21 protein-coding genes are annotated in these 24,364 nt (G+C 32.7%); 6 read left to right on the top strand and 15 right to left on the bottom strand.

Annotated elements, in window-relative coordinates; all coding sequences use genetic code 11:
• The first annotated feature begins 15 nt into the window (after positions 1–15).
• Positions 16–843: a mechanosensitive ion channel family protein gene (locus tag HM984_RS01290; protein WP_179347797.1), complete on the top strand. Its 828-nt coding sequence runs from the start codon at positions 16–18 to the stop codon at positions 841–843.
• Positions 844–1,115: 272 nt separating this feature from the next.
• On the opposite strand, the gene HM984_RS01285 is transcribed toward HM984_RS01290, so the two are convergent.
• A complete protein-coding gene (locus HM984_RS01285) occupies positions 1,116–2,135 on the bottom strand; it encodes a formimidoylglutamase (protein ID WP_179347796.1) in 1,020 nt (339 codons plus the stop codon).
• A gap of 114 nt (positions 2,136–2,249) precedes the next feature.
• On the opposite strand from HM984_RS01285, the gene HM984_RS01280 reads away from it, so the two are divergent.
• Entirely contained in the window at positions 2,250–3,137 is an 888-nt protein-coding gene (locus tag HM984_RS01280) for a DUF8428 domain-containing protein (protein WP_115808721.1), read from the top strand.
• 59 nt (positions 3,138–3,196) lie between these two features.
• On the opposite strand, the gene hutI is transcribed toward HM984_RS01280, so the two are convergent.
• The 3 genes from hutI to fumC all read right to left on the bottom strand — a co-directional run bounded on the left by hutI (position 3,197) and on the right by fumC (position 7,402).
• Positions 3,197–4,432 carry an imidazolonepropionase gene (gene hutI / locus HM984_RS01275; protein ID WP_179347795.1) on the bottom strand — a complete coding sequence of 412 codons (1,236 nt, stop codon included), beginning with the start codon at positions 4,430–4,432 and terminating at the stop codon, positions 3,197–3,199.
• 97 nt (positions 4,433–4,529) lie between these two features.
• Positions 4,530–5,924 carry a T9SS type A sorting domain-containing protein gene (locus HM984_RS01270; RefSeq protein ID WP_179347794.1) on the bottom strand — a complete coding sequence of 465 codons (1,395 nt, stop codon included), beginning with the start codon at positions 5,922–5,924 and terminating at the stop codon, positions 4,530–4,532.
• Between the two features lie 80 nt (positions 5,925–6,004).
• Positions 6,005–7,402, bottom strand: coding sequence for a class II fumarate hydratase (gene fumC, locus HM984_RS01265; RefSeq protein ID WP_115808724.1), 1,398 nt, complete (start codon positions 7,400–7,402; stop codon positions 6,005–6,007).
• A gap of 437 nt (positions 7,403–7,839) precedes the next feature.
• Between fumC and HM984_RS01260 the strand changes: the two genes are divergently transcribed.
• Together HM984_RS01260 and HM984_RS01255 are read left to right on the top strand one after the other, a co-directional pair.
• The gene (locus HM984_RS01260; RefSeq protein WP_179347793.1) at positions 7,840–10,236 is read left to right on the top strand and encodes a DUF2339 domain-containing protein; all 2,397 of its coding nucleotides are present in this window, start codon (positions 7,840–7,842) and stop codon (positions 10,234–10,236) included.
• Positions 10,220–11,449, top strand: a complete 1,230-nt coding sequence (locus tag HM984_RS01255; RefSeq protein ID WP_179347792.1) for a DUF3999 family protein — start codon at positions 10,220–10,222, stop codon at positions 11,447–11,449. The genes HM984_RS01260 and HM984_RS01255 overlap by 17 nt, the downstream gene beginning before the upstream one ends.
• Before the next feature lie 7 nt (positions 11,450–11,456).
• Here HM984_RS01255 and HM984_RS01250 read toward each other — a convergent pair whose 3' ends face one another.
• Both HM984_RS01250 and HM984_RS01245 read right to left on the bottom strand, forming a co-directional pair.
• Complete coding sequence (locus HM984_RS01250; RefSeq protein ID WP_179347791.1) at positions 11,457–12,134, bottom strand: ABC transporter ATP-binding protein; 678 nt, start codon at positions 12,132–12,134, stop codon at positions 11,457–11,459.
• Positions 12,135–12,173: 39 nt separating this feature from the next.
• Complete coding sequence (locus tag HM984_RS01245) at positions 12,174–14,615, bottom strand: DUF5916 domain-containing protein (protein WP_179347790.1); 2,442 nt, start codon at positions 14,613–14,615, stop codon at positions 12,174–12,176.
• A 220-nt stretch (positions 14,616–14,835) separates the two neighbouring features.
• On the opposite strand from HM984_RS01245, the gene HM984_RS01240 reads away from it, so the two are divergent.
• Complete coding sequence (locus tag HM984_RS01240; RefSeq protein WP_179347789.1) at positions 14,836–15,114, top strand: hypothetical protein; 279 nt, start codon at positions 14,836–14,838, stop codon at positions 15,112–15,114.
• 49 nt (positions 15,115–15,163) lie between these two features.
• Here HM984_RS01240 and HM984_RS01235 read toward each other — a convergent pair whose 3' ends face one another.
• From HM984_RS01235 to HM984_RS01195, 9 genes are all read right to left on the bottom strand, one after another.
• Positions 15,164–15,733 (bottom strand): type 1 periplasmic binding fold superfamily protein, encoded by a 570-nt coding sequence (locus HM984_RS01235; protein ID WP_179347788.1) that lies wholly within the window; start codon positions 15,731–15,733, stop codon positions 15,164–15,166.
• 12 nt (positions 15,734–15,745) lie between these two features.
• Positions 15,746–18,145, bottom strand: coding sequence for a TonB-dependent receptor (locus HM984_RS01230; RefSeq protein WP_179347787.1), 2,400 nt, complete (start codon positions 18,143–18,145; stop codon positions 15,746–15,748).
• Positions 18,146–18,183: 38 nt separating this feature from the next.
• Positions 18,184–18,525 (bottom strand): hypothetical protein, encoded by a 342-nt coding sequence (locus HM984_RS01225; protein WP_179347786.1) that lies wholly within the window; start codon positions 18,523–18,525, stop codon positions 18,184–18,186.
• A complete protein-coding gene (locus HM984_RS01220) occupies positions 18,522–19,016 on the bottom strand; it encodes a DUF6787 family protein (RefSeq protein ID WP_179347785.1) in 495 nt (164 codons plus the stop codon). Before HM984_RS01220 ends, HM984_RS01225 begins: the two co-directional genes overlap by 4 nt.
• A 49-nt stretch (positions 19,017–19,065) precedes the next feature.
• The gene (locus HM984_RS01215; RefSeq protein ID WP_179347784.1) at positions 19,066–19,503 is read right to left on the bottom strand and encodes a DUF6146 family protein; all 438 of its coding nucleotides are present in this window, start codon (positions 19,501–19,503) and stop codon (positions 19,066–19,068) included.
• A 212-nt stretch (positions 19,504–19,715) separates the two neighbouring features.
• Positions 19,716–20,351 carry a DUF937 domain-containing protein gene (locus tag HM984_RS01210; protein ID WP_115808735.1) on the bottom strand — a complete coding sequence of 212 codons (636 nt, stop codon included), beginning with the start codon at positions 20,349–20,351 and terminating at the stop codon, positions 19,716–19,718.
• A 103-nt stretch (positions 20,352–20,454) separates the two neighbouring features.
• Positions 20,455–21,405 carry a D-2-hydroxyacid dehydrogenase gene (locus tag HM984_RS01205; RefSeq protein ID WP_115808736.1) on the bottom strand — a complete coding sequence of 317 codons (951 nt, stop codon included), beginning with the start codon at positions 21,403–21,405 and terminating at the stop codon, positions 20,455–20,457.
• Between the two features lie 146 nt (positions 21,406–21,551).
• The gene (gene serC / locus HM984_RS01200) at positions 21,552–22,613 is read right to left on the bottom strand and encodes a 3-phosphoserine/phosphohydroxythreonine transaminase (RefSeq protein ID WP_115808737.1); all 1,062 of its coding nucleotides are present in this window, start codon (positions 22,611–22,613) and stop codon (positions 21,552–21,554) included.
• A 118-nt stretch (positions 22,614–22,731) separates the two neighbouring features.
• Positions 22,732–23,790 (bottom strand): acyl-CoA reductase, encoded by a 1,059-nt coding sequence (locus HM984_RS01195; protein ID WP_179347783.1) that lies wholly within the window; start codon positions 23,788–23,790, stop codon positions 22,732–22,734.
• Between the two features lie 155 nt (positions 23,791–23,945).
• Between HM984_RS01195 and HM984_RS01190 the strand changes: the two genes are divergently transcribed.
• Positions 23,946–24,299, top strand: coding sequence for a 4Fe-4S dicluster domain-containing protein (locus tag HM984_RS01190; RefSeq protein ID WP_020896288.1), 354 nt, complete (start codon positions 23,946–23,948; stop codon positions 24,297–24,299).
• The last annotated feature ends 65 nt before the right edge of the window (positions 24,300–24,364 follow it).

Here is a 24,364-nt window from a genome sequence, read left to right as displayed (position 1 = left end):
AGTAACAGTATTAGTATGGAAAAAGTAACAGAATTTAAGGATATTGCTATGCAATCGTTAACTACAATGTGGTTAGAGATTACTAAAATATTTCCTAATATAGTTGGGGCAATAATTGTATTAATTATCGGTTGGATTGTAACCAAGCTTATTATTAAGCTTATTAAGAAAGTTTTAAAATTAGCAAAGGCAAATAAATTAGATGATAAATTAAACGAGATTGAGATTATAGAAGGTAAAAAACTCAATTTTGATACTGTTAAAATTGTTTCTGGTTCTGTAAAATGGATGATGTATATTATCTTATTAATAACGGCATCAGACATTATGGGATTAGATATTATTTCTAATCAAATTAGTGCGTTGTTATCTTATATACCACAATTGTTTGCGGCGTTAATTATATTTATTATTGGTTTAATTTTTGCCAATTTCGTTAAGAATAGTTTGAAAAAATTATTCGAATCAATGGATTTATCCGGTGGTAAAATGATTAGCCAAGTGGTGTTTTTCTTATTACTGACATTTATATCTATTACAGCATTAAATCAAGCTGGTATTAATACAGAAATAATCACCAATAATATTAATATGATAATCGCAGGCTTCTTATTGGCCTTTTCCATTGCTTTTGGTTTGGGGGCGAGAGAAGTTGTCGCTAAATTATTGAATACATTTTATGCACGTAAGACTTTTGAAGTTGGTCAGAAAATAATATTCAATGATAAGGTTTATGAAATAGAGGCTGTAAAAAGTATCGCTGTTATATTAAAAAATTCAGAAGGAAAACTGATTGTTCCTATTAAAGATATAGTAGAAAATCAAGTACAAATGCAGGATTAACTATAAGGTTAGGGTTATAGATTTTATGTTTACATAAAATAGGATCCTGCATGTGCTTGAGATTTTAAAGCCCTATTTATTAATTTAAATAGGGTTTTCTATTTAATGAATAACTAATTTACAAATTTCTTAATGTAAAATTAAGGGGGAGTTAATTAATAATCAAGATCTGTATCATATATGAAATATGTAGAGAAAACTATTTTCAGATAATAGAAGTTAGATGTAACACAGCTGTTTTTTCAAAATTATAAAACGAAAGAGTGTTTGTATTAGTGTCGATTAGCACGAATAAAATCAGAAATTAAATACGTAATCAACTTACCAATTTTGGTATCTTCATTGTTCGTTGGTGCAGCTTCACAAATATGTAGATACGCTGCGTTTTTATGTTTACCTAAATGATTCACAAATTGTCTTGCTTGTTGTATACTAAAACCACTTGGCGTCATAGCGCTACTCGGTATATTTTCAATAGCATCGCAATCAATTTCAATTCCAAAGGTCGTGTTCGATACATGGTCTAAAGCAGTGTCCATTTCAGAAATAAAATCGAGTTCATTTCTTACCTCTAGAGCCTCATACGTATTGTATTCTATAAATTTTACTTTTCTCATCGTTTTTAATAAGGTATCAGAAGTGTAGTTTTCGTGTAAGCCAAAAATAAAATAGTTTTTTAAAAACCCTTCCGCAAAGGCATAACTAAATCCGTTACCACTATGTCTGCCTTCTTCAGCTCTAAAATCAGAATGGGCATCAAAATTCACAACATTTATTTTTCCGTTGTTCGCTAAAGCACAACCTTTAATATTACCATAGGCATTATTGTGGCCTCCTCCTATAATAATGGGAGTTTTACCAGCTTTAATAATAGAGGATACAACATATGCAACATCTTTATCTATGGTTTCCACAAGATTTCTAACTTTAGAAAGCTGCTTTTTTTTCGATACATCTAAGTCATATACCAATTTTTGTTCTTCAGTATAATCTAAATGACCAAGTATTAAAACGCGTTTGGCATTAGTGAAATCATTACTCTGTATATTTAACAAAACTTTTAGAGTCGTGTGCCAAGCATGATAAGGGCTTGGTTTACCGTAATTTGCTATAATTCCAATAGCTTCTGTTATTCCAAAAATAACATAGTCAACATCTAAATTAACAATGTTATCGTATATCTTAGTGAGGTTAGGAATTAACTGAATATGTTCTCCAAATTTTGTTTCACCTTTTCGTTTCTTTAAAAGCTGTTGTTTGTCTTTTTCTGTAAATAAAATAAGATGCTCCATTTGGATAAATAATTTAAATAATAGATTAAAAGTACATTTTTATTTAATTACTTTGACTTCAAATTAACATTTTAAAAAAAACTAGAATTAACAATACTTAAAACTAAACAATTTATGGAAGGTTCACAAAAATCGAGTACAGGATTAAAAGTAGGCTTAGGGATATTATTAGTATTATTCTTAGTAACTGCTTTCTACACCTCTAAACTTTACAGCGAAAAGCAAGAGAATGAAAAGATGCTAGTTAATGAGAAGAAACAAGTGATGAATGATCTCAATAACATGGCCAAAGATTATGATGAAGCCATTGCTGAAAGTGAAGTTAAGAATCAAGATTTAATTGCTGCAAGAGAACGTATTCAAGGTTTAATGGATTCTTTAAAGGTATCTCAAAATAGCGTTGGTAGTTTATGGAACTACAAAAAGAAGTACATGGCTTTACAAGAAGAAATGGACGTTTTATTAACTGAAAACGATCGTTTAAAAGGTGAAAATCAATACTTAGCATCATCTTTAGATAGTACTCAGGTTCAGTTGGCGGAGCGTACCATGTTTACCGACTCATTGTTAGTTCAGAACACAGAACTTACAACGGTGGTTAAAGATGCCGCTGCATTGCAAACAGTTGGGTTAGTTGGTATGGGGGTTATTGAGAGAAATAATGGTAAACAAATACCAACAGAACGTGCCAGACGAAGTGATAAAATTAAAGTTTGTTTTACTGTCGCTAAAAATATGCTTACCGAAGGAGGAGATAAAGAACTATACGTTCAAGTTATTGATCCTAAAAATAATGTGTTAGGTTCTAACGATCAGATAGAATTTGAAGGGCAGACATTAAATTACAGTTTAATTAGTAGATTTAACTACGAAAATAGAAACTTGAATATCTGTGAATATATTAATGAATTAGAAGATTCTAAATTTGAAGAAGGACGCTATACTATAAATGTATTTAACGATAAAGCCTTAATTTCTACTTCAGAATTTGAATTGAAGTAAAAAGATAGTTGGTTGATTCATAAAAAAAATCCAGAAGTTCGCTTCTGGATTTTTTTTTGTTATAATACTTGACCGTTAATTATGACTTGCTCAACAGGATTGTGGGCAAATGCATATGGAATTTCACTATAATGATTCATCGGTTTGGTGATAATAAGATTGGCTTTTTTACCGCGTGTTATGCTGCCATACATATTACTTATTCCCATAGCATAAGCACCATTTACCGTGGCTGCATTTATAGCTTCTTCTGGTGTTAATTTTAATTTTACACAAGCTGCACTCACCACAAAATTCATATTACCACTTGGTGCAGTACCAGGATTGTAATCGGTAGCAATGGCTAGTGGTAAACCGGCATCTATTAGTCGTCTGGCAGGTGTATAAGGAATGCTAATAAAATAAGAACAGCCAGGTAGCGCAACAGGCATAGTGTCACTTCCTCTTAGAGCTTTAATATCTTTATCACTTAATTCTTCAATATGGTCTACAGATAAAGCATTGTATTTTACGCCAAGTGCAATACCTCCTAAAATAGTAAATTGGTTCACATGAATTTTAGGTCGTAAGTTGAATTTTTTACCAGCTTCTAATATCGCTTCTGTATCTTTTATACTAAAATAGCCTTCTTCACAGAATACATCAACGTAATTAGTGATGTTTAATTCTGCCGCTTTAGGAATTAATTCTTCTGTAATATAGGTTATATAGTCTTCCTTTTTTGTTTTGAATTCTTCAGGGATAGCATGAGCTGCCAATAATGTAGGGATGATAATTGCTAGACTTTCTTGCTTTAAACGTTTTATAACACGAAGCATTTTTAACTCAGCTTCAACTGTGAGTCCATAACCTGTCTTTATTTCAACAGCTCCTGTTCCCATAGCAATCAGTTCGTTCAATCGTTTTAGGGATTGTTCAAATAATTCATCTTCTGAAGTATTTTGTAGCGTTTTTGCGGAATTTAGAATACCACCACCTTTTTTGGCTATTTCAGCATAAGACAATCCATTTATTCGGTCTACAAATTCTGAAGTTCTATCTCCTGCATAAACTATATGTGTATGAGAGTCACACCACGATGGTAAAACTAATTTACCAGTGGCATCAATAATTGTTTCTGCATCAAACCCTTCGCAATCACTCATGTCACCAAATTCAATTATAGTGTCATTCTCAATATAGAGGTAAGCATTTTCTATAATTGGTAATTTTTTCATGTCACTACCTCTAATAATAGTAGTGTTATAATCATGAACTTGAATGAGTTGTTTAATGTTGGTAATGAGTAGAGACATATGAGTTGGTATTTTTGTAAAGATTGCTATTTTTTTGAACAAAAAAAAACGCTAGTAACAATTTACTAGCGTTTTTAATATTTAAAAAAGTATTTCTTTATTCTTTTATGAATTTTGAAGTCACTTCATTATTAATTTTTATAGTATAAATACCAGCTGCTAATTCCGAAACATTAAGTGTTTCTCCATTAGTTATATTTTTAACGCGTACTTGTTTTCCTAATACATCATAAACTGTAACATTGATGTTAGTATTAAAACCTTCAAAAGTTAAGTAATCTTTGGTAGGGTTAGGGTAGATCGTTAAATTTTGAAATTGAACATCTGACACACTTAGCACAATTTTCTGATTTTCAAAATAATTTAAGGCATCTTGATTATATGCAGAGGTTGCGATATCTAAATCACCATCGTTATCGTAATCTTCAATGGCGAGTACGAAAGCCTGACTTTGAGTATCATCGATGATATCTTCAGCATCAAAGTTTCCTGAGCCATTATTTTTAAACCATACGAGGTCATTCCCAACGCCAGAAGCGCCATTACCTAATACGATATCATTTAAGCCATCATTATCTAGGTCTCTAAATAAAGCCATTGCAGGATTCGTTAGTGTTGTCGTAAAAATGGTTTCAGTATAACCAGAACCATTATCTTCATACCAATATAAGTTTCCTGTTGGTCCACCGCCATAAGACACTTCAGTAGCTAAAATATCTAAATCAGCATCACCATCGATATCTTCAAAGCTCACATGAAATATACCCGTTTTTCCTGTTGCAACAGTTGTGGCATCTTTAGTAAATGAAACTGTGCCATCGATTGCTAAATTATTTCTGAAAATTTCAATAACATCACTTCCGTAGAAAGCAGTACCTACTAAAACATCTAAATCACCATCACCATCAATATCTTTCATATCTATAGCACCTGGGGTTACTAAAGTGTCATCAATTTTGTTGGCGTCTAAAGTAAATGTACCTGTACCATCATTTGAAAACCAAAGAACTTCATTATTATCGTAAGCCGTTACAGCGATATCTAAAAAGGTATCATTATCTATATCACCAACAGAGAATCCTGAAGCTCCTGCAACTGCGCTCGAAATTATATTTTCAGTTAAAAAATTTCCACTACCATCATTAGGGTACCATGCAACACTATCATTTGAATATCCAGATGCGATAACGTCTAAAAAAGTATCTCCATTTAAATCCGCAAGTTTAATAAAACCAATACCTTCTAATGTGGTGGTTATTAAAGGTTGAATTGCAAATGTATTATCACCATTATTTTTATACCATTCGATAGTATTTCCTAAATATGTACCAATAATAATATCAGGGAATGCATCTCCGTCAATTAAACCAGATGTCATGGTATAAGGGGCGTCTCCGGTACTTGCATTAATCGTTTCCTTAGGTAGAAAAGTGGTTTGCGCCATAGCGAAATAGCTGAGCATAGCAAAGCCAAAAAGTAATTTTTGTTTCATAATAGTTATAGTTTAGAAATGCTAATATACTAAAAAATCGACGAAACATGTATTTCGTCGATTTTTTTAGTCTTTTGTCGTTACTTTAAGGTGCCGACCATGTTTTCTGGTTTTACCCATTCGTCATAATCTTCAGCAGAAACATAACCTAAATTCACAGCTTCTTCTTTTAACGTGGTTCCATTTTTATGTGCTGTATTTGCAATCTCAGCAGCTTTATAATACCCAATTTTTGTGTTTAGTGCTGTTACTAGCATTAATGAGTTGTTTAATAACTGCTTAATCACTTGGTGATTTGGTTCAATACCACTTGCACAATGTTCTTCAAAACTAACACAAGCATCTCCAATTAATTGCGCAGACTGTAAAATGTTTGCAGCCATCATCGGTTTAAAAACATTAAGCTCGTAATGGCCTTGAGTTCCACCTACAGAAATCGCAACATCGTTCCCCATAACTTGTGCACAAACCATAGTTAATGCTTCACATTGTGTAGGATTTACTTTTCCTGGCATTATTGAACTTCCAGGCTCATTTGCAGGAATTATGATTTCACCAATCCCTGAACGCGGACCAGAGGCCATCATTCTAATGTCATTAGCTATTTTATTTAATGAAACGGCTAATAATTTTAAAGCACCATGCGTTTCTACAATAGCGTCATGTGCTGCTAAAGCTTCAAATTTATTCTCTGCAGTTATAAAAGGTAAGTCTGTAAATTCTGCAATATATTTTGCAACTAAAACATCGTAACCTTCAGGAGTATTCAGTCCTGTTCCTACAGCTGTTCCTCCCAAAGCCAATTCGCTTAAATGAGGTAAGGTATGTTCTAAGGCCTTTAATCCATGATCTAATTGCGATACATATCCAGAAAATTCCTGACCTAAAGTCAATGGAGTCGCATCCATTAGGTGTGTACGACCAATTTTTACTACGGTTTTAAACTCTAATGATTTTTTATGAAGTGTATTTCTTAATTGAATAACTCCAGGAATTGTCGTTTCAACCACTTTTTTATAAGCTGCAATATGCATTCCTGTTGGAAACGTATCGTTAGAGGATTGCGATTTATTAACATCATCGTTAGGTTGAATTGTTTTTTCTCCTTCACCTATAACACCACCAGCGATTTGATGAGCTCTATTAGCCACAACCTCATTAACGTTCATATTACTTTGCGTACCAGAACCTGTTTGCCAAATAACTAATGGAAATTGATCATTGTGCTTGCCTTCTAATATTTCATCGCAAACTTGTGCAATTAAATCGCGTTTTTCCTTAGATAAAACGTCTAGCTCACAGTTGGTGTAAGCAGCAGCTTTTTTCAAATAAGCAAAACCGTATACAATTTCTAATGGCATAGATGCAGAAGCACCAATTTTAAAGTTATTACGAGAGCGTTCTGTTTGTGCTCCCCAAAGTTTGTCGGCAGGTACTTTAACCTCACCCATTGTGTCTTTTTCAATTCGGTAATTCATGTGTATTGTATTTATTGCTTTACAAAATTAAAGTTTTTGTAAGTTTAATTAGATATAATGTTTGGTTTTATTTAAACAGCTTTTAAGTCAAATAGTTAATAAGTTTTATATATAATTGATAATTGTTTTATTAATTCTATTGTAAAGGATTTATGATATCCTAAACCATTATTAAAGACATAAATTACACGTTATATAGGTGAATTATATTCAAATTAATTAGTGTTATCTAAGAAGGATAAATGACTGTTGGTTTTGGTCTAGATGCGTTTAAACTTCTTTAATAGGAATAGCTTATAGATGAAAAACAAATGGTACATAATCGCAATAAAATGTGATAATAAATAGAACTTCAATTCGCAAAGTTGACCGTTCAGTTATTTAAAACTATTTTAGCCGTGTCTTTCTTTATGAAAAGACAACCAAATCAATTGTATATGGCAACAAATCAAGAGCTTATTGATAAACTCATTGAGAAGTTAGAGCTGCTTTTTAAAAAGCAAGCCGAATTTTCTTCTGAAATTAATAGTTTAAAAGAGGAACTGTATCACTTAAAATCGGGTTCTTTTGAAGATAAAACCGTTTCAACTATTGAGGAAATTCAGCCAGATGAATCACCAGTAAAAGATTTAAAAGAGGTCGTAGAATTTATCGCTGAAGCTAGCGAATCTGTTGAGCATGAAACGCAACCTATTTTAGAAACTGAATATGAAGCTGAACGCGTTGAAGCCGAAGAAAAAAATATAACTGATAAAAAGCCAAAATCGAAATCGAGTATTGAAAAGTTTATTGGTGAAAATCTTTTAAATAAAATTGGAATTATCATTACTGTCATTGGTGTGGCAATTGGTGCTAAATACTCCATCGAAAACGAATTAATAAGTCCATTAACACGAATTATCCTTGGTTATTTAACAGCTATTGGTTTATTAGGCTTTGGTATTAAACTAAAAGAAAAATATGAATCCTACAGTGCCGTTTTGGTCAGTGGGTCGATTGTAATCCTATATTTTATCACCTTTTTCGCCTACAGCTTTTATGATCTGATACCTCAGGTTTTTGCGTTTGCGCTCATGGTGATTTTTACAACATTTACGGTCGTAGCTGCCATAAGTTATAATAAACAAGTCATTGCTCATATTGGTTTAGTTGGTGCTTATGCGGTTCCGTTTTTACTGAGTACTGGCTCTGGGCAAGTAGAAGTACTGTTCAGCTATATGGTGATAATTAATATTGGGATATTAGTACTTTCCTTTAAGAAACATTGGAAATCATTATACTATTCAGCCTTTATATTTACTTGGCTCATTTTTGGATCGTGGTTCTTTGTTGAATATTATGAAGATGAGCTGTTTGGTCTAGCTTTAACTTTTCTAAGTTTATTCTTTATTATTTTTTACATCACATTTTTAGCCTATAAAATGCTTAAGCGTGAAGTCTTTAAAGGAAGTGATGTTTTCTTATTACTACTTAATTCGTTTTTGTTTTTTGGATTTGGCTATGCTATTTTAGAAAACCATGAAACAGGTTCGCAACTTTTAGGACTATTTACTCTTGGTAATGCGGTTATTCATTTTATAGTTAGTGTGCTTTTTTATAAGATGAAATTAGGGGATAAAAACCTGTTTTACTTAGCTTCGGCAATGGTTTTAGTCTTTATAACCATTACAATCCCTGTGCAATTAAATGGTAATTGGGTGACGCTTTTATGGGTAAGTGAGGCTGCTTTGTTATTTTGGTTAGGACGAACAAAAGGGATTACCGTGTATGAGAAACTATCGTACCCATTGATGGTGTTAGCCTTTATTAGCCTTCTAGAAGATTGGTCTAATGGCTATAGTTTATATTACACTATTGATGCAGAAAATAAAGTAACTACTATTTTTAATATCTACTTTTTAACTTCAATGTTGTTTGTTGCTGCATTTGGCGTTATCGTTTGGCTCTCTAGGAAAGAAGATTATGCCTCTGCTTTAAAGCCTAATTCTATTTGGAACCGTTTATTCACTTACTCTATTCCTGCAATTTTATTATTTAGTGCTTATTATGCCTTTAGATTAGAAATTGAAATGTATTGGGATCAGATATTTTATAATTCTCAATTGAAAATTCCGACAGAAGATAATTACGATGAAACTTTTAGTAATTATGATTTATTCGACTTTAAAATTATTTGGATTCTCAACTATTCTTTACTGTTTACGGCATTATTATCTCTGATTAATTTCAAGATTATAAAACATAAATTATTCGAAAAAATCGCTTTAGGGTTAACCGTTGTTAGCATTTTTGTGTTCTTAACACAAGGCTTACTTATTCTAAGTGAATTAAGAGAAAGTTATTTAAATCCTTCAGACTATTTTGCTCAAAGCAGCTTTCATTTATGGATTCGTTATGTGTGTTTTGCCTTTTTAGCACTAGCATTATATACCTGTTATAAATTTATTAAGCGTGAAGGCATTGCCAAAGGCTATAAAATCGGCTACGATATTATACTTCATGTTTCCATAATCTGGGTATTGAGTAGCGAGCTTATTCATTGGATGGATCTATCGGAATCTACGCAATCGTATAAACTTGGGTTGAGCATACTTTGGGGAGTGTATTCGTTCTTATTAATTGCTTTTGGAATTTGGAAAAACAAAGTCTATTTGCGAATTGGAGGCATGGCTTTCTTTGCAATTACCTTGGTAAAACTATTCTTTTACGATATTGTACACCTTAATACCATTTCAAAAACCATAGTGTTTGTGTCGCTTGGGGTGTTACTTTTAATCATTTCGTTTTTATACAACAAATACAAAAATCAAATTTCAGATGACGTTAACAACTAGATTATTTATAGGTTTTCTTATAGGTTGTACTTCATTTTGTGGTGCGCAAATTGAATCTTATAATTATAAAAGACCACTAAATGAAGTCAATGACGAGTGGCATAAAGTTGCTTTGCCAGACGCTGTATTCGGAAAAGTGAATTCGGATTTGTCAGACCTTCGGATTTATGGAGTAACAAAAACGGATACCATTGAAGCTCCGTATTTGTTACAAGTGCTTTCTGAGAAAATCGTGAGTAAAACCATTTCATTTGATATCATTAATAAAACGAAAGGACTAAATGGCCATTATTTTACATTTCAGTTAAATTCTGAAGACATTATTAATCAGATTCATCTAAATTTTAAGGAGCAAAATTTTGATTGGAGAATCGAATTGCAAGGCAGCCAGAATCAACAAGAATGGTTTACAATTCTTGAAGATTATAGAATTATGTCCATAAAAAATGAAACGACTGATTTTAAATTTACCAAGTTAGATTTTCCGGATGCTAAATACCGTTTTTTTAGACTTTTAGTAAAACAAAAAGACCAGCCAGAACTACAATCAGCGCAACTTTTTAAATACGAAATCACTGAAGGAAGTTTTGTGAATCATGCTATTAAGACTATGGCAATCACAGATGATAAGAAACAGAAAGCGACCGTAATTAATTTAGGCTTAGAACAATCGGTATCCATAAGTCAATTACATATTGACGTTGGTAATACCTTTGATTATTACAGACCTTTAAAGATTGAATATAAAAGCGATAGTATAAAAACTGAAAAAGGGTGGAAATACAGTTATACAACGATTAAAAATGCGACATTAAATTCACTAGAAGCTAATCGTTTTAAAATTTCAAATACGATTGCGAAGCATCTAAAAATAACAATTTACAATGGCGACAATCAGCCGCTAACCATAAAAGATATTTCTGTAAAAGGCTACGAGCATCAATTAGTAGGACGATTTACAGAGCCAGCAGATTATATGTTGGTTTATGGTAATCCCGCAGCGAGTACACCAAATTACGACATTGCTAAGTTTGAAACTAAAATACCTAAAGCATTAAAAGCTTTAAAAATAGGAGCAGAGCAAATTATAATAAAGCAAAAACAAGCAAAAGTAAAACCACTATTTGAAAACAGTTATTGGCTTTGGGCAATTATTATTGTTGTCATTTTAATCCTTGGAGGCTTTACATTGAAGATGCTAAAGAAGAGCTAGTCTTTTGCTATTCACTAACAATCTTACCATCAACCATCGTCAACTTACGGTCTGCCATTTCAGCTAATTCATGGTTGTGTGTTACGATGACGAAGGTTTGATTAAACTCATCTCTAAGTTTGAAGAATAAATTATGAAGCTGATCTGCAGATTCGCTATCTAAATTCCCTGAAGGTTCATCTGCAAAAATGATATTCGGACTGTTAATTAAAGCTCTAGCAACAGCCACACGTTGTTGCTCGCCACCAGACATGCTATTAGGTTTATGATGAATGCGATCCTTTAAACCTAAATAATCTAACAATTCGATAGCGCGCTTTTCAGCATCAGCTTTTGGTGTGTTATTAATAAACGCAGGAATACATACATTCTCTAAAGCAGAAAATTCTGGTAATAACTGATGAAATTGAAATATAAAACCAATGTTCTTATTTCTGAATTTTGCTAAATCTTTATCATTTAAAGATTTAATAGATTGCTCGTTTATAATCAGTTCAGTATCTGACTTATAATCGGGTTTATCTAAAGTACCTAAAATTTGAAGCAGCGTCGTTTTGCCGGCACCAGAAGCTCCAACAATAGAAATGATTTCACCTTCTAAAATAGTTAAGTCTACACCTTTTAAGACCTCGAGATCTTTATAGGCTTTCTTAATTTGCTTTGCGGAAATAACAGTTTTACTCATACGATGTGAAAGTACTACTTAATGCCTAATTTTACAATACTAAGAATCAGATTTATTAGAATTGAAAATAGATTTCATACCATTAAAGTCAATAAAATATTGCAATCTAACAGAAAGCGTGTGCTGCATAGGTTGCTCAAATAAGGTATCAACACTTTCAGAATAGTTATACTCAGCGAGCGTGTCTAAATTAAATAGTTGATTACGGTATAAAGCCGTTAAAAAACTTCCGGGTGCAAATTGCCAAGAGTAGCTTAAATCGATATTCCAAGTGCTAAAATTAATATCAGGATCACTACTAATGTTGTCTAAGGCATAACCAGAAGCTGTTGTTAATCGACCAGAATCTAATAACGTAAATAAGTCGTTGTCATACTTTACGGTATCCCAATAATGTCTAAAACTTAATGCTATAGATTTATAAGGGTTAAATGCGTAGTTAACAGACACACTATTAGTTATAATTTGTCTATTGCGTTCACCGAAAATAGGCTGATTATCTTCCTCAGTTGCAAAACCGCGTCCACCGTTAGTGAAATCATAGTAAAATTGATATATAAATAGAAGTTTGTCATTGAGTCTTACACGTGGTTCAACTTCAATATCATAATTAAATAAATCTCTACCATCTTCAAACATTGATCCGGCATTCACTCTAAAATCGAAAGCAAAAATTCGGTTGTAATTTGAAGAAATCCAACCTCCCGCACTTGTATAATTTTCATAAATAAAAGGTCTGCCATCTCGAGATTCAAAGTAATCGTTTTGTTTGCCTGGCTCAGCACTTAAGTTAAACCCAAAACCATCTAAGTTGGTTGTGGTGGCTTGATATGAAGCTCCCAAATTAAATTGAGCGTACACATTAGGCTTTGCTAGTCTATTGTAATTAAAGTAGGTGCTAACACTATAGTTATTTAAATTCCCGCTTGGCTCAAAAGTTTGATACGAGATATCAGAGCTAAAATTGTTGTAATTATTTCGCAATAATAAGCCTAAATCATTAATATCGAATTTAGTGTCGGCAAAACTGTGTTCTAAGCTATAGCGTAAATTACCATGAATTTTAGCTAACTTTAAATAACTACTAAAACCGGTTTCACTATTGGTGTTTTGATAATTTACATTGCTCATTCGTAAATCTGTTGCTACACTATAGGTATTCCGTTTATTAATGATATTTGCAACTAACGCTGTAGCATTAGCATCTCTAAAATGGCCTTCTCTCAGTACATTGGTGTTAATTAAACTTACGGACGAATTACCATTAAATTGTTGGTCTACGACTAAGATATTGTAATTAGCAAATGGTTCTACAACGGCATTACGTTTTTCATCTGTTACTGAGTTTTTAATGGTAGCCGTTGTTTTTTCTGTAATCGCATTAAAGAAACCAATACCTAAGCCATTTTTAGTTCTACCAGAAACTTTTACGGCGTTTAATACCTTAACTTCATTAGGTGAAGTGACGTTTTCATTTTCATCAAGACTAAGCTGTCCACTTGGTCTATTTCCAATTCGTCTAGAAAAAAACAAATCTCCTTTAGAAAATAAATCGACACCTTCCGTGAAAAATTGACGTTGTTCAGAGAAGGTTTGTTCAAAAGGGCCAAGGTTTAAAACAACATTATCAAATCCGGCTTGACTAAAATCAGGAACCAATGTCGCATCTAAGGTAAAATTATCTGTGAGTCCGTATTTAACATCCATTCCGAATTTTAAATCCGTGTCTGTGTCTCCGTCATAGTTATTTGCAATTCCTGTTGTAAAAGGGTAGAGGTTTAACCTAACGGGAGGTTTTACGTCTTTAAGACCTTTTACTTCGGCATGGTATAATCCAGAATAGCCTTGAGTTGGATCAATTGGATTCCAAGTAAATCGCGATCTAGAGCGTCTAAATTCTCTATGAAATTGAACTCCCCAAGTCGGTTCGTCTTGGTCTGCGAAACGTAACGTTCGGTATGGGATTTTCATTTCTACAATCCAACCGTCGTCCACAATTTTCACTGCACTGTCCCAAACGGCATTCCAACCAAAATCCTCGCCAATAGTTGGACTTTGAATAGCATCAGCTTGCTGTCCAGAACTAAAAACATAAAAAGCGGTGTCGTTTTGGGCGTCGTTATTGGGGTTTAGTACTAATATAAAGTAGTCTGTCTGACCAAAATTATCTCTATTGGTCAGTTGTTTCATTATTTTAGAAGGGTCGTCGTAAAGATAAGCTGCAACATAAATAGCTTTATCATCGTATGTCATTTTTACTTCTGTACGTTCGTTATGCGGAGCTTCTTTTCCAATTTCGGGTCTATTTGAAAGAAAACCTGTGGCCATTTCTGCATTTTGCCAAATTACATCGTCTAAAATGCCATCTATTTTAGGTTCTAATGCAGAACGCTGAATATTTAATGTTTTTTTATTTTGAGCAATACTAGAAGTTGCAATGCATAATATGGTAAGCAAAAGAATTAAAGAACGAGCGTTCATAAAATGGTTTTGGTCGTTTAGAATAGGGTATAGACGCAATTATTTAGCGGTTGTTGCATCGATCTTTTGCAAAATTAAGTTCTCACGCTGAGCAACGTTCTTAATTAAACGTTAAAATAAGAGACATCACTAACCATTACTAAGTTTTTAATATGAAGATGGCAGTCTCTTTTATTTGGAATAATTATTGCTCTATACACATTAGTAATTAATACATTATATGAATAAATACAAAAAATTAGGTATTGGTCTGCTTTTAGACGCTTTAGGTTTGGTTTCGTTTATAATTCCCGGAATCGGTGAATTTTCGGATATCGTTTGGGCGCCAATTTCGGGTTGGTTAATGACCAAATTATATGCAGGAAAAGCTGGTAAAGTCGCAGGAGTTATCACTTTTGTAGAAGAAGCATTACCTGGCTTTGATGTGATACCAACATTTACATTGATGTGGTTCTATACTTATATTTTCAATAAGGATAAGGTTGAAACTAAAATATAAAAAAAGCACTCAAAAGAGTGCTTTTTTTTAACTGTATTACAATTTTAGATTATTGAACTTCTATAGAAAATGTAACTTCTATATCTGTGCTACCACCAGCATTTATAGAGGTTCCATCGTTTGGTTTTGTAGGTTCGTGAATTAACTCTATTGTAAGAGACCCAGTTCCTGCACCACCAGTAACTAGTGTTGTTAGAATTCCTACTGGATTGCCATCTTCGTCTAAATCATCTTTGCTAACAGTGATATCTGAAATTGTTGGAGTGTAGAAGAACTCATGGTCATCACCTTCGTCTTCAACTTCTAAAGTAATATTATCAGCAGGACTTTCGGTTTCATTTAATAATTGAATAACACCAGAATACGTTGTGTTTGCTGTTAAAGGACCAGATACATCAAAAGTTCCTTCTGCACCACCTTCACCGTCTAAATCTTGAAACTCTAAAGTCACAACATCTGTTCCGTTGGTAAGTGTATATCGTACTGTCGTTATAAGTTCCTCTTCATGATCGTGATCGTCTCCATGATCGTCATCACTAGAACAGCCTACAAATGCTATACTAGAAACAAAAAGTAAGGCTAAGAATTTTATTGTTTTTATTGATTTGATATTTTTCATAATTTGATTTTATTAATAATTAATTTTTATTTTTAAGTTAATGTTTCTGCCCAATTCATCAGAAAAATACCGTTGTCTATTCAAATACTCATTATACTTGGTGTTTAATAGATTTTCGACATTAAGTTCTAATTTTAACGATCCGGTTTTAAACGCTTTAAAACTAACGGAACTATTAAAACTAAATAATGAATACGCAGGTGGAGTAGAGCTAATGTCTACATAAACATCTTCTTGTAGTATTGGGTTAAATGTATAAAAGTTATAATCTGGAAATTCGTTTTGTTGTAATACAGTTTTGTGAGTTAAATTAATTGATAATTGATTTAACTCGTCATTATAATAGGATATACTATTAGTAAAATTTGTTGAAGGCATATGTATAAGTGGTATGTCTTCGGTAAGGTTTTCACCTTTTAAAAGACTTATACTGCCTTTATAATTAAATTTATCGGTTATTTTTTTATTGACATCAATATCAACACCGAAAATTTGTGCATTGATCTGATTATATTCCCAAACAGGAAACGCTCCTCTGATGGTTGTGGTGATACCAACAGGAATGAGTTGTATATAATCGTTAATATGCTTGAAATACGGACTGATTGAAAATCCAAAATTCTGATTATTTCTCTCTAAAGATGCTACAAACTTATTTGCGAATTCTTTATTGAGGGTTAACAAACCAGTTTCTATTCTCGCAGCACTATGATGTAAACCGTCGCTAAACAATTCTGATGGGTTAGGTACTCGCGTTGCCAAACCATAATTAACAAATAAAGATATGTTATTATTGAATTGCTTTGAATAGCCCACATTAGCAGAAATGTTATGGAATGTAAATTCTGGACGTGTTAATATTTTTGAATTCTCAACAGTATTGGTTTCAAACTGTGGAAATAATTCATCGTAATTATAGGTCTCTTCCCAATCCGTGAGGTTGTATAGTTTCTCAGCATTGATTCTTGTAAAATCATAACGTGCGCCAGCACTTAATTCAGAAGAATCATTTAAATCAAAATTCCCAATAGCATAAATACTAGCGTCATACTTTTCAAAATCAGGAATTAAAGGACTGACTCCAGTGCCCGAAATAGCATCATTTTGTTGGTAGCGTACTAATACGCCTGTATCTAGTTTAAGATTATCAATAGCATCAGTATTCAAATTGGTCTGTAAAGAATTTGTAAACAACCTAAGGTCAATAACAGGTGTGTTTGCTAAATCACCACGTCTTAAATCATATTCTTTCCGTCTGTTAATTTGCATATCATACTGTACTGATAATTTTCCAAAATTCTTAAACCTTTTATAGGCTTCTATCTTCGCTAAATTATGTAAGATATTTTGTTTAGGATAATCTATATCGTATGAGAAATCTTCAATAACACGTGGTGTTCTACTATTAATTGCTGTCACTAAATCATTAACATTACCAATGTGTGATGCTTGTAAAATACCCAACTCATTACTTACAACGCTATAATAGGCATCGAAACCTTTTTCAAAACTTCTGTAGCCAATTCTGGCAGAAGCATTGATGTTTTTTAAGCCGCTATTGGTTAACTTATAATCGGGACCTTCAAAATCTCCGAATTGTTTGTAGCTTGTTTGAATTCTACCATAAAATCCAGATTTATAGGTTTTAATCAGTTCTGAATTTACATTTCCACCACGTCCATTTGAATTTAGCGATAACATAGTGCTACCAAATAAACTATCTCGTGCAACATAGCGTTTAGGTTGTATAAGGATTAAGCCACCAATGGCATCACTACCATATTTTAAAGTATTGGCGCCTTTAATCACTTCAACTTTGTTACTAGCATTAATATCAATATTTGGTGCATGCTCGTCTCCCCACTCTTGGTCAAACATACGCACGTTATTATTAATAATTAATAACCGACTACTATGCAAACCATGTATCATAGGTTTAACAATTGTATTCCCTGTATTTAACGACGACACACCACTTACCGAATTTAGAGCATCACCTAAAGATTTATCGGTGTATTTTTCTAAATCGGCTTTGTTTAGGGTTTGTTCTATACTGGTACCTTCTGTTTTTAAGTGAGAATTCACCACAACTTCATTAAGTTCCTCTAAATGATGTTCTAAAGAAATAATTTTAAAAACATCATTTTCAATAGAATATGAAACGGTTTTTGTTTCGCATCCAATATGAGAAATAGTTAAAGTTAAGGTGCCAGAACAAAGGTTTTCAATTTTGAACTTACCATCTAAATCTGAAATTAAATACGTATCACTTTCTTTAATGTGAATAGTAGCAGATTCTATAGCTGTTCCATCATGAAAATCTTTGACTTCGCCTAAAAAAATATAATTGCAGTTTTGGCTGTAGCTAAAGCTAGAAATAGCGATGAGCACACCCATAATTATGGATTTCATTCAAATAGATTTATGAGAGTATTAGAAAATTTAAAATTCTAACCCAACTGAGGCGGACCTCTAACAAACCTTGTTAATTGCTGATAATTATTTAAAGAAATATAATGTGAAGATAACTGCTTAGTTGCAATTATTTGAGGTATTATCTCATAGTTATTAAATACAAGAAATAAATTGTTGGTGAGCTTAAATTTATAAAAATCACAATCTAAATCAGACTCATGAAAGTGAGTTTTAAGCTCATTGTCAGAATCACAAACTTCATGTGTATGGTGATTAAAAGCGTGTGTTAATTTTACAGCAGAAGGTAACAACACCGAAAGCACTAGCATAATTGCTAATGTTTTAAATAGTGATGTTAGTACTGTATTTATTTTCAATCTAAAAAGCGTTTTAATCCAAATCTCCTTAACATTTTCTTTTCAAATTCCCAGAAAAACTTGAATTGCCCAAAAAGCCATCCAAAGGTTACTAAAAGTATCTGATAGAAAATGAGCCCAATGATAATGAATAAAAACCAGTAGAGTATAGGATTTAAGTTTTCTTTAGTAATTCCCATTAATTTAATAATAGGCCTTCCAATAAATAAAGATGATGTTCCTGTAAAGGCGAATACCATAAATACGCGGATCATTTCCCATCTATAATCGAGAACCCATTTCTTCTCAAGTTTCTTAAATATGAATAAGGTCAGTTTTAATAAAAAAAAGAAAACAAAAAGAGCCCCAACGATCGTTAACGTTAATCCGTAATTATCTAAAAATCCATTCGAAATTTTAAACGCAGAATATCCTAATATAACTAAACCAAAAAAGGGAAATAACAACTGCCAATTATGTTGAATTTCCCAATGTTTTTTAAATTTTTCCATAGCACCAATGTCGTGATGCAAAACTAGTAAATTATGAGGATTTTCTATCCTAAATTCTAGGTGTAAACGATGAAAGTTGTTGTTTGTATTTTAATTGAAAGTATATAAAGTAATTATAGAGTTTATAATTTACTTCGTAACCATAATCTGTACGTGTATCGTAATCTATACGAACTTCGTAAAGGTTAGGGTCATAGATATGAGGTTGAAGGTTTCGTTGATTCCAACCTTGTACTAAAAGTGCATTTCTAGATTCTAAAAATTGTTGAGAATAATGCCCCTCTGGTCTGGCTGTGCTTAGTAACCAAGAGTTAAAACCAGGTTCAATAATTATGATTTCATAATCATTTTCATCGCTGCTAATAGAAACAGTGTCACTCTTAACTAAGCTATTTTCGTTGTCGTTATCAATTGTAGGGCTGTAATTGTAAGATTTACAGCTCGCAATTAAAATTAGGACTATAATGAATGGGATAATTTTTTTCATAAGTATTAAAGATATTAAAATAATGTGAGTGTTTATAAAGTTTTACTTCGATTTAACACCACAAAGTAACAGTAGATTTATAATTGTGACAACCCAAACTAAGTAAACTGACCTTTTGAATGCGTCAAACCTTCTATTTTAAAAGTTTAGATTATAGAAACAAAAAAGCAGCTCGTAATAACGAACTGCTTTAAAATTATATGTAAAGAATTTTATTTACCGAACATGCCGCCCAAAAGACCGCCAATTCCACCTGAATTTTTATTGCCTCCTAAAACCATACCTGCGACATCATCAATAACGCTTCCGTCACCATCTGCATCTAATATTTTTTCTAAGAAACTTTGTTCGTTTTGTGAGCTATTTCCGCCAAGTAAACCTCCTAAAAGCCCACTGATATCCGATTGAGAACTAGCATTATTTTGACTCGCTTGTTTTCCTAAAACACCCATTAAAATCGGAGCTGCTACTTTTAGAATATTAGCCACAGAACCAGCATCTAAGCCTGCTTTCTGACCAATGACTTGTTCTACACCTTGTTGTTTGCTACCTAATACATGACTAAGAATATTAGCTCCGTCATTTTTCACAGTATCATCAACACCACCATCAAATAAACCACCAAGGTTATCTAAAATGCTTCCGTCATGTTTGCTACTTAATGCGCCCATAAGTCCTGCTGCACCTTCTGGAGTAGAAGCGTTACGCTCCATAGCTTTCATAAGTACAGGTAATGCCATTGTTAATACGCTACTTGTTTTATCTTGATCCGTTCCTGTTGAACCAGAAACACCACTAATAATAGTTTTTCCAATATCACTGTTTAATAAATCTAAAATTCCTGCCATTTGTTATATATAATTAAGGGTTAAAAAAATATCACTTCAAGGTACAAAAAAAAGTCCCACAATAGTAGGACTCATTTTATTTGATTTGGTCACATTTTTTTTATTAACCAAGAATTGTAATAATCTGTTCTGCTAATTCTGTACCAATTCTATCTTGTGCTTCATTAGTTGCAGCTCCTGTATGAGGAGTTAATGATAATGCCGGATTCATTAATAACTGAATTTCTGGTTGTGGTTCTTTTTCAAACACATCTAACGCAGCCCTAGATACTTTACCACTTTCTATCGCTTTAACAAGAGCAATCTCGTTAACAACTCCACCACGTGCAGCGTTAGCGATAATAACACCATCCTTCATTTGTTTGAATTCAGCTTCATCAATTACATAGTCTTTTTGTGCGGGTACGTGAAGTGTTAAAAAGTCTGCTTGTTTTAAAACATCTTCTTTTGAAATGGTTTCAATTTCAAAATTCAATTTTTGACCATCGAAGAACTCTAATTCTAAATTCGCTTTTTCTAAAAATGGATCAAAGGCAACAACTTTCATTCCTGCTCCAATAGCCACTTTAGCTGTCGCTTGGCCAATACGTCCAAATCCTAAAACACCTAAAGTTTTACCTTTAAGCTCAGTTCCTTTAGCATAAGCCTTTTTTAAATTTTTAAATTTAGAATCACCTTCTAATGGCATATCACGGTTAGAGTTATGTAAATAACGTGCTAAGCCGTAAAAATGTCCAAATACTAATTCTGCTACCGAATGAGAAGATGCTGCAGGTGTATTAATAACACTTAAGCCTTTGCTGCGTGCATAGTCTACATCGATATTATCCATACCAACTCCACCACGACCTATAATTTTTAGGCTAGGGCAGTTGTCTATTAAATCTTTACGTACTGTTGTTGCGCTTCTAACTAATAAAACAGAAATATCGTTTTTGTTTATGTAGTTTTCTAATTGTTCTTGTGCAACTGTTGTTGTGATGACTTCGTAACCAGCTGCTTCTAATGCATTAATTCCACTTTGAGAAACTCCGTCGTTTGCTAATACTTTCATTTTCCTATCCCTAACTCTTTCCTAAGGAAAGAGAATTGATTCGGGTAATTTTATAGTTAATATTAAATTTTATTTTTTCTTGCTAAAAAACTCTCTTTTTATTGCATTTGAGTGAGCACTGAATACTGCTTACTGAATACTGAAATTTAAGCCTTACTTTCTAATTCACTCATCACTTCAACTAGTGCTTTTACACTATCTAAAGACAACGCGTTATACATAGATGCTCTGTAACCTCCAACACTTCTATGTCCGTTGATGCCGTTTATACCAGCTTCTTTTACCATAGATTCAAAAGTTTCCTTTAGGTTTTCATTTTCTAAAGTGAACGTTGCATTCATTAAAGAGCGATCTTCTTTTACAGAATAACCTTTAAAAAGAGGGTTTAAATCAATTTCAGAATAGATTAATCTCGCTTTCTTTTCATTTTCCTCTTCAATAGCTTTAATACCACCTAAATTCTTCAGCCACTCTAAGGTTAACATAGATACATAAACGGCAAATACAGGAGGTGTATTAAACATGCTTCCTTTGCTAATATGTTCTTTGTAATTCATCATTGAAGGAATCTTACGCGATACCTTACCTAAAATATCTTCTTTTATAACGACTAAAGTTGTTCCTGCAGGTCCCATATTTTTTTGAGCACCAGCATAGATTAAATCAAATTTTGAAAAATCTAACTGACGTGAAAAAATATCACTACTCATATCACATACCATCGGAATAGGAGAGTTTGGAAAACTCTTCATCTGTGTTCCAAAAATGGTATTGTTTGATGTACAGTGAAAATAATCGTAATCTTCTGGAATATCGTAACCTTTTGGTATGTAGTTGTAGTTAGCGCTTTTAGAGGATCCTATTTCGTAAATGTCATCATAGATTTTAGCTTCTTTAATCGCTTTATCTGCCCATGTACCTGTATTTAAATAGCCGGCTCTTTTTTCTAATAAGTTTAAAGCAACCATTAAGAATTGTGTGCTAGCACCACCTTGAAGAAATAACGCTTTATAACCCTTGCCCTCAAGTCCTAACAACTCTAAAGCTAAGGATCGTGCATTTTCCATAACATCAACAAAAGGTTTACTACGGTGCGAAATCTCTAAAAGCGAAAGCCCATCGTCAAAGTTTAAAACTGCTGCTGCTGCTTGCTCCATTACCGATTTTGGTAGTACACATGGACCTGCACTAAAATTGTGTTTTTTCATTTTATTCTGAATTTAATTCAAGATTTTAACAAATTTATCTTGAATCTATTATTTTTAAACAGATACAAAGGTGCTAATTTATTGCCTAAAAGATGTTATGAAAATGATAATTTTTAGGCTATATTTTTAGCAAGAAATCAACAGTATCTACATTATCTGCATAATCCCAAAGTTGCGGGTTTTGAGTTTCGCCAAATGCAATTTCATTATCTGTAAACCCATTAGCAACGATGCACTGTATTTTATCTGAATCTGTGTCTAATTGTTGTTGTAATTCTGCGATGCTATTATATTTTTCGTAAAATAACGTTGCTATCGGTGAGGAGTAACTTTCATCTTCCTTTATCATTAGGAAACCGTTTTCTAGCATCTCAAACTCACTCATTAAATAAACGGCTTTGTTATAATCGTAGTTGTTAGCGTACTTCGACCCGTCGATAATAGAATGCCATTTGTAAACCGCATTGAAAAACGCATCAAAATTATACTCTTTTGGTATAAAGAATTTGGATACATTCCTACAACCTAAACCATAATATCTAAAAATATCATCTGCTAAAGCTTCTAACTCTTCTTTGGTTTCGTTTCCTGTTAAAATCGCAACCGAATTTCTGTTTTTTCTAATTATAGAAGGTTTATTTTTGAAATAATATTCAAAATAACGTGCTGTATTATCGCTTCCTGTTGCAATAACAGCATCAAAATTTTCTAGTTTTTTTTCCGTGAATTTGATTTTGCCTTTAAAATTAGGTTCCACAACCTCTAAATATTTGGCTAAAAAAGGAAGTAGATGCTTATCATTAGAGGATTGTTTTACTAATACATTATGGCCCGATATTAACACGCTTAAGAAATCATGAAACCCAACTAACGGAATATTTCCTGCCATAATAATGGCGACAGTTTGTGGCTTTGAAGTGTTAAAGTTGTACTTTCTTGTCCATTGGTTAATGTTGTTTATAGTCAGTGCGTTAGACCAGTTTTTTAAAGTAAAAACGATATTTTCTTTTGTAAACCAACCATTATGTTCTTCTGCTAATTTTAATTGGTGTTTAAAGCCGTCATAAAATAATGCATTAGCTTCTATATTTTCATTTCTTATGCTTTCATTTTGTTGAAATTGATTTAAAAAGGCGCCCAATTTTACAAATGCGTTAATTCTTTGTTCTAAATCCATAATGGGTTTGGTTATGCGATGTTTTGGCTTTATTTTTGCAATTGCAAATTTAAGCAAAGCAAATGAGCAAGAAAAGGTTTGATTTTGATAATAAATTAAATTTATCAGATTTAGAGTGACTCATTTAAAAGTTAAATAAAAAAATAGAAATTACTATGGCAATAATAATCACAGACGAATGTATTAATTGTGGAGCTTGTGAGCCAGAATGTCCAAATACAGCTATTTACGAAGGTGCTGATGATTGGCGTTATGCTGATGGTACAAGTTTAGAAGGAAAAGTAGTACTTCCAAATGGAAAGGAAGTCGATGCAGAGGAAACACAAGAACCAATAAGTGATGAAGTATATTATATCTCACCAGATAAATGTACGGAATGTGTTGGTTTTCATGAAGAGCCACAATGTGCAGCGGTTTGCCCAGTGGATTGTTGTGTGCCAGATGAGGATCATGTGGAAACTGAAGAGGTTTTATTAGGGAAACAGAAATTTATGCATCCTGATGGTTAAGTCGAGGCTGAAATTAATTCAATATAAATAATTGAAATAGAGATTTAATTGAATCCCAAGTCCTT

Source organism: Winogradskyella pacifica (assembly GCF_013403915.1).
Lineage (GTDB): Bacteria > Bacteroidota > Bacteroidia > Flavobacteriales > Flavobacteriaceae > Winogradskyella > Winogradskyella pacifica.
The sequence above is the reverse complement of the archived record's forward strand: the minus strand, read 5'-3'. Positions and strand labels throughout refer to the sequence as shown.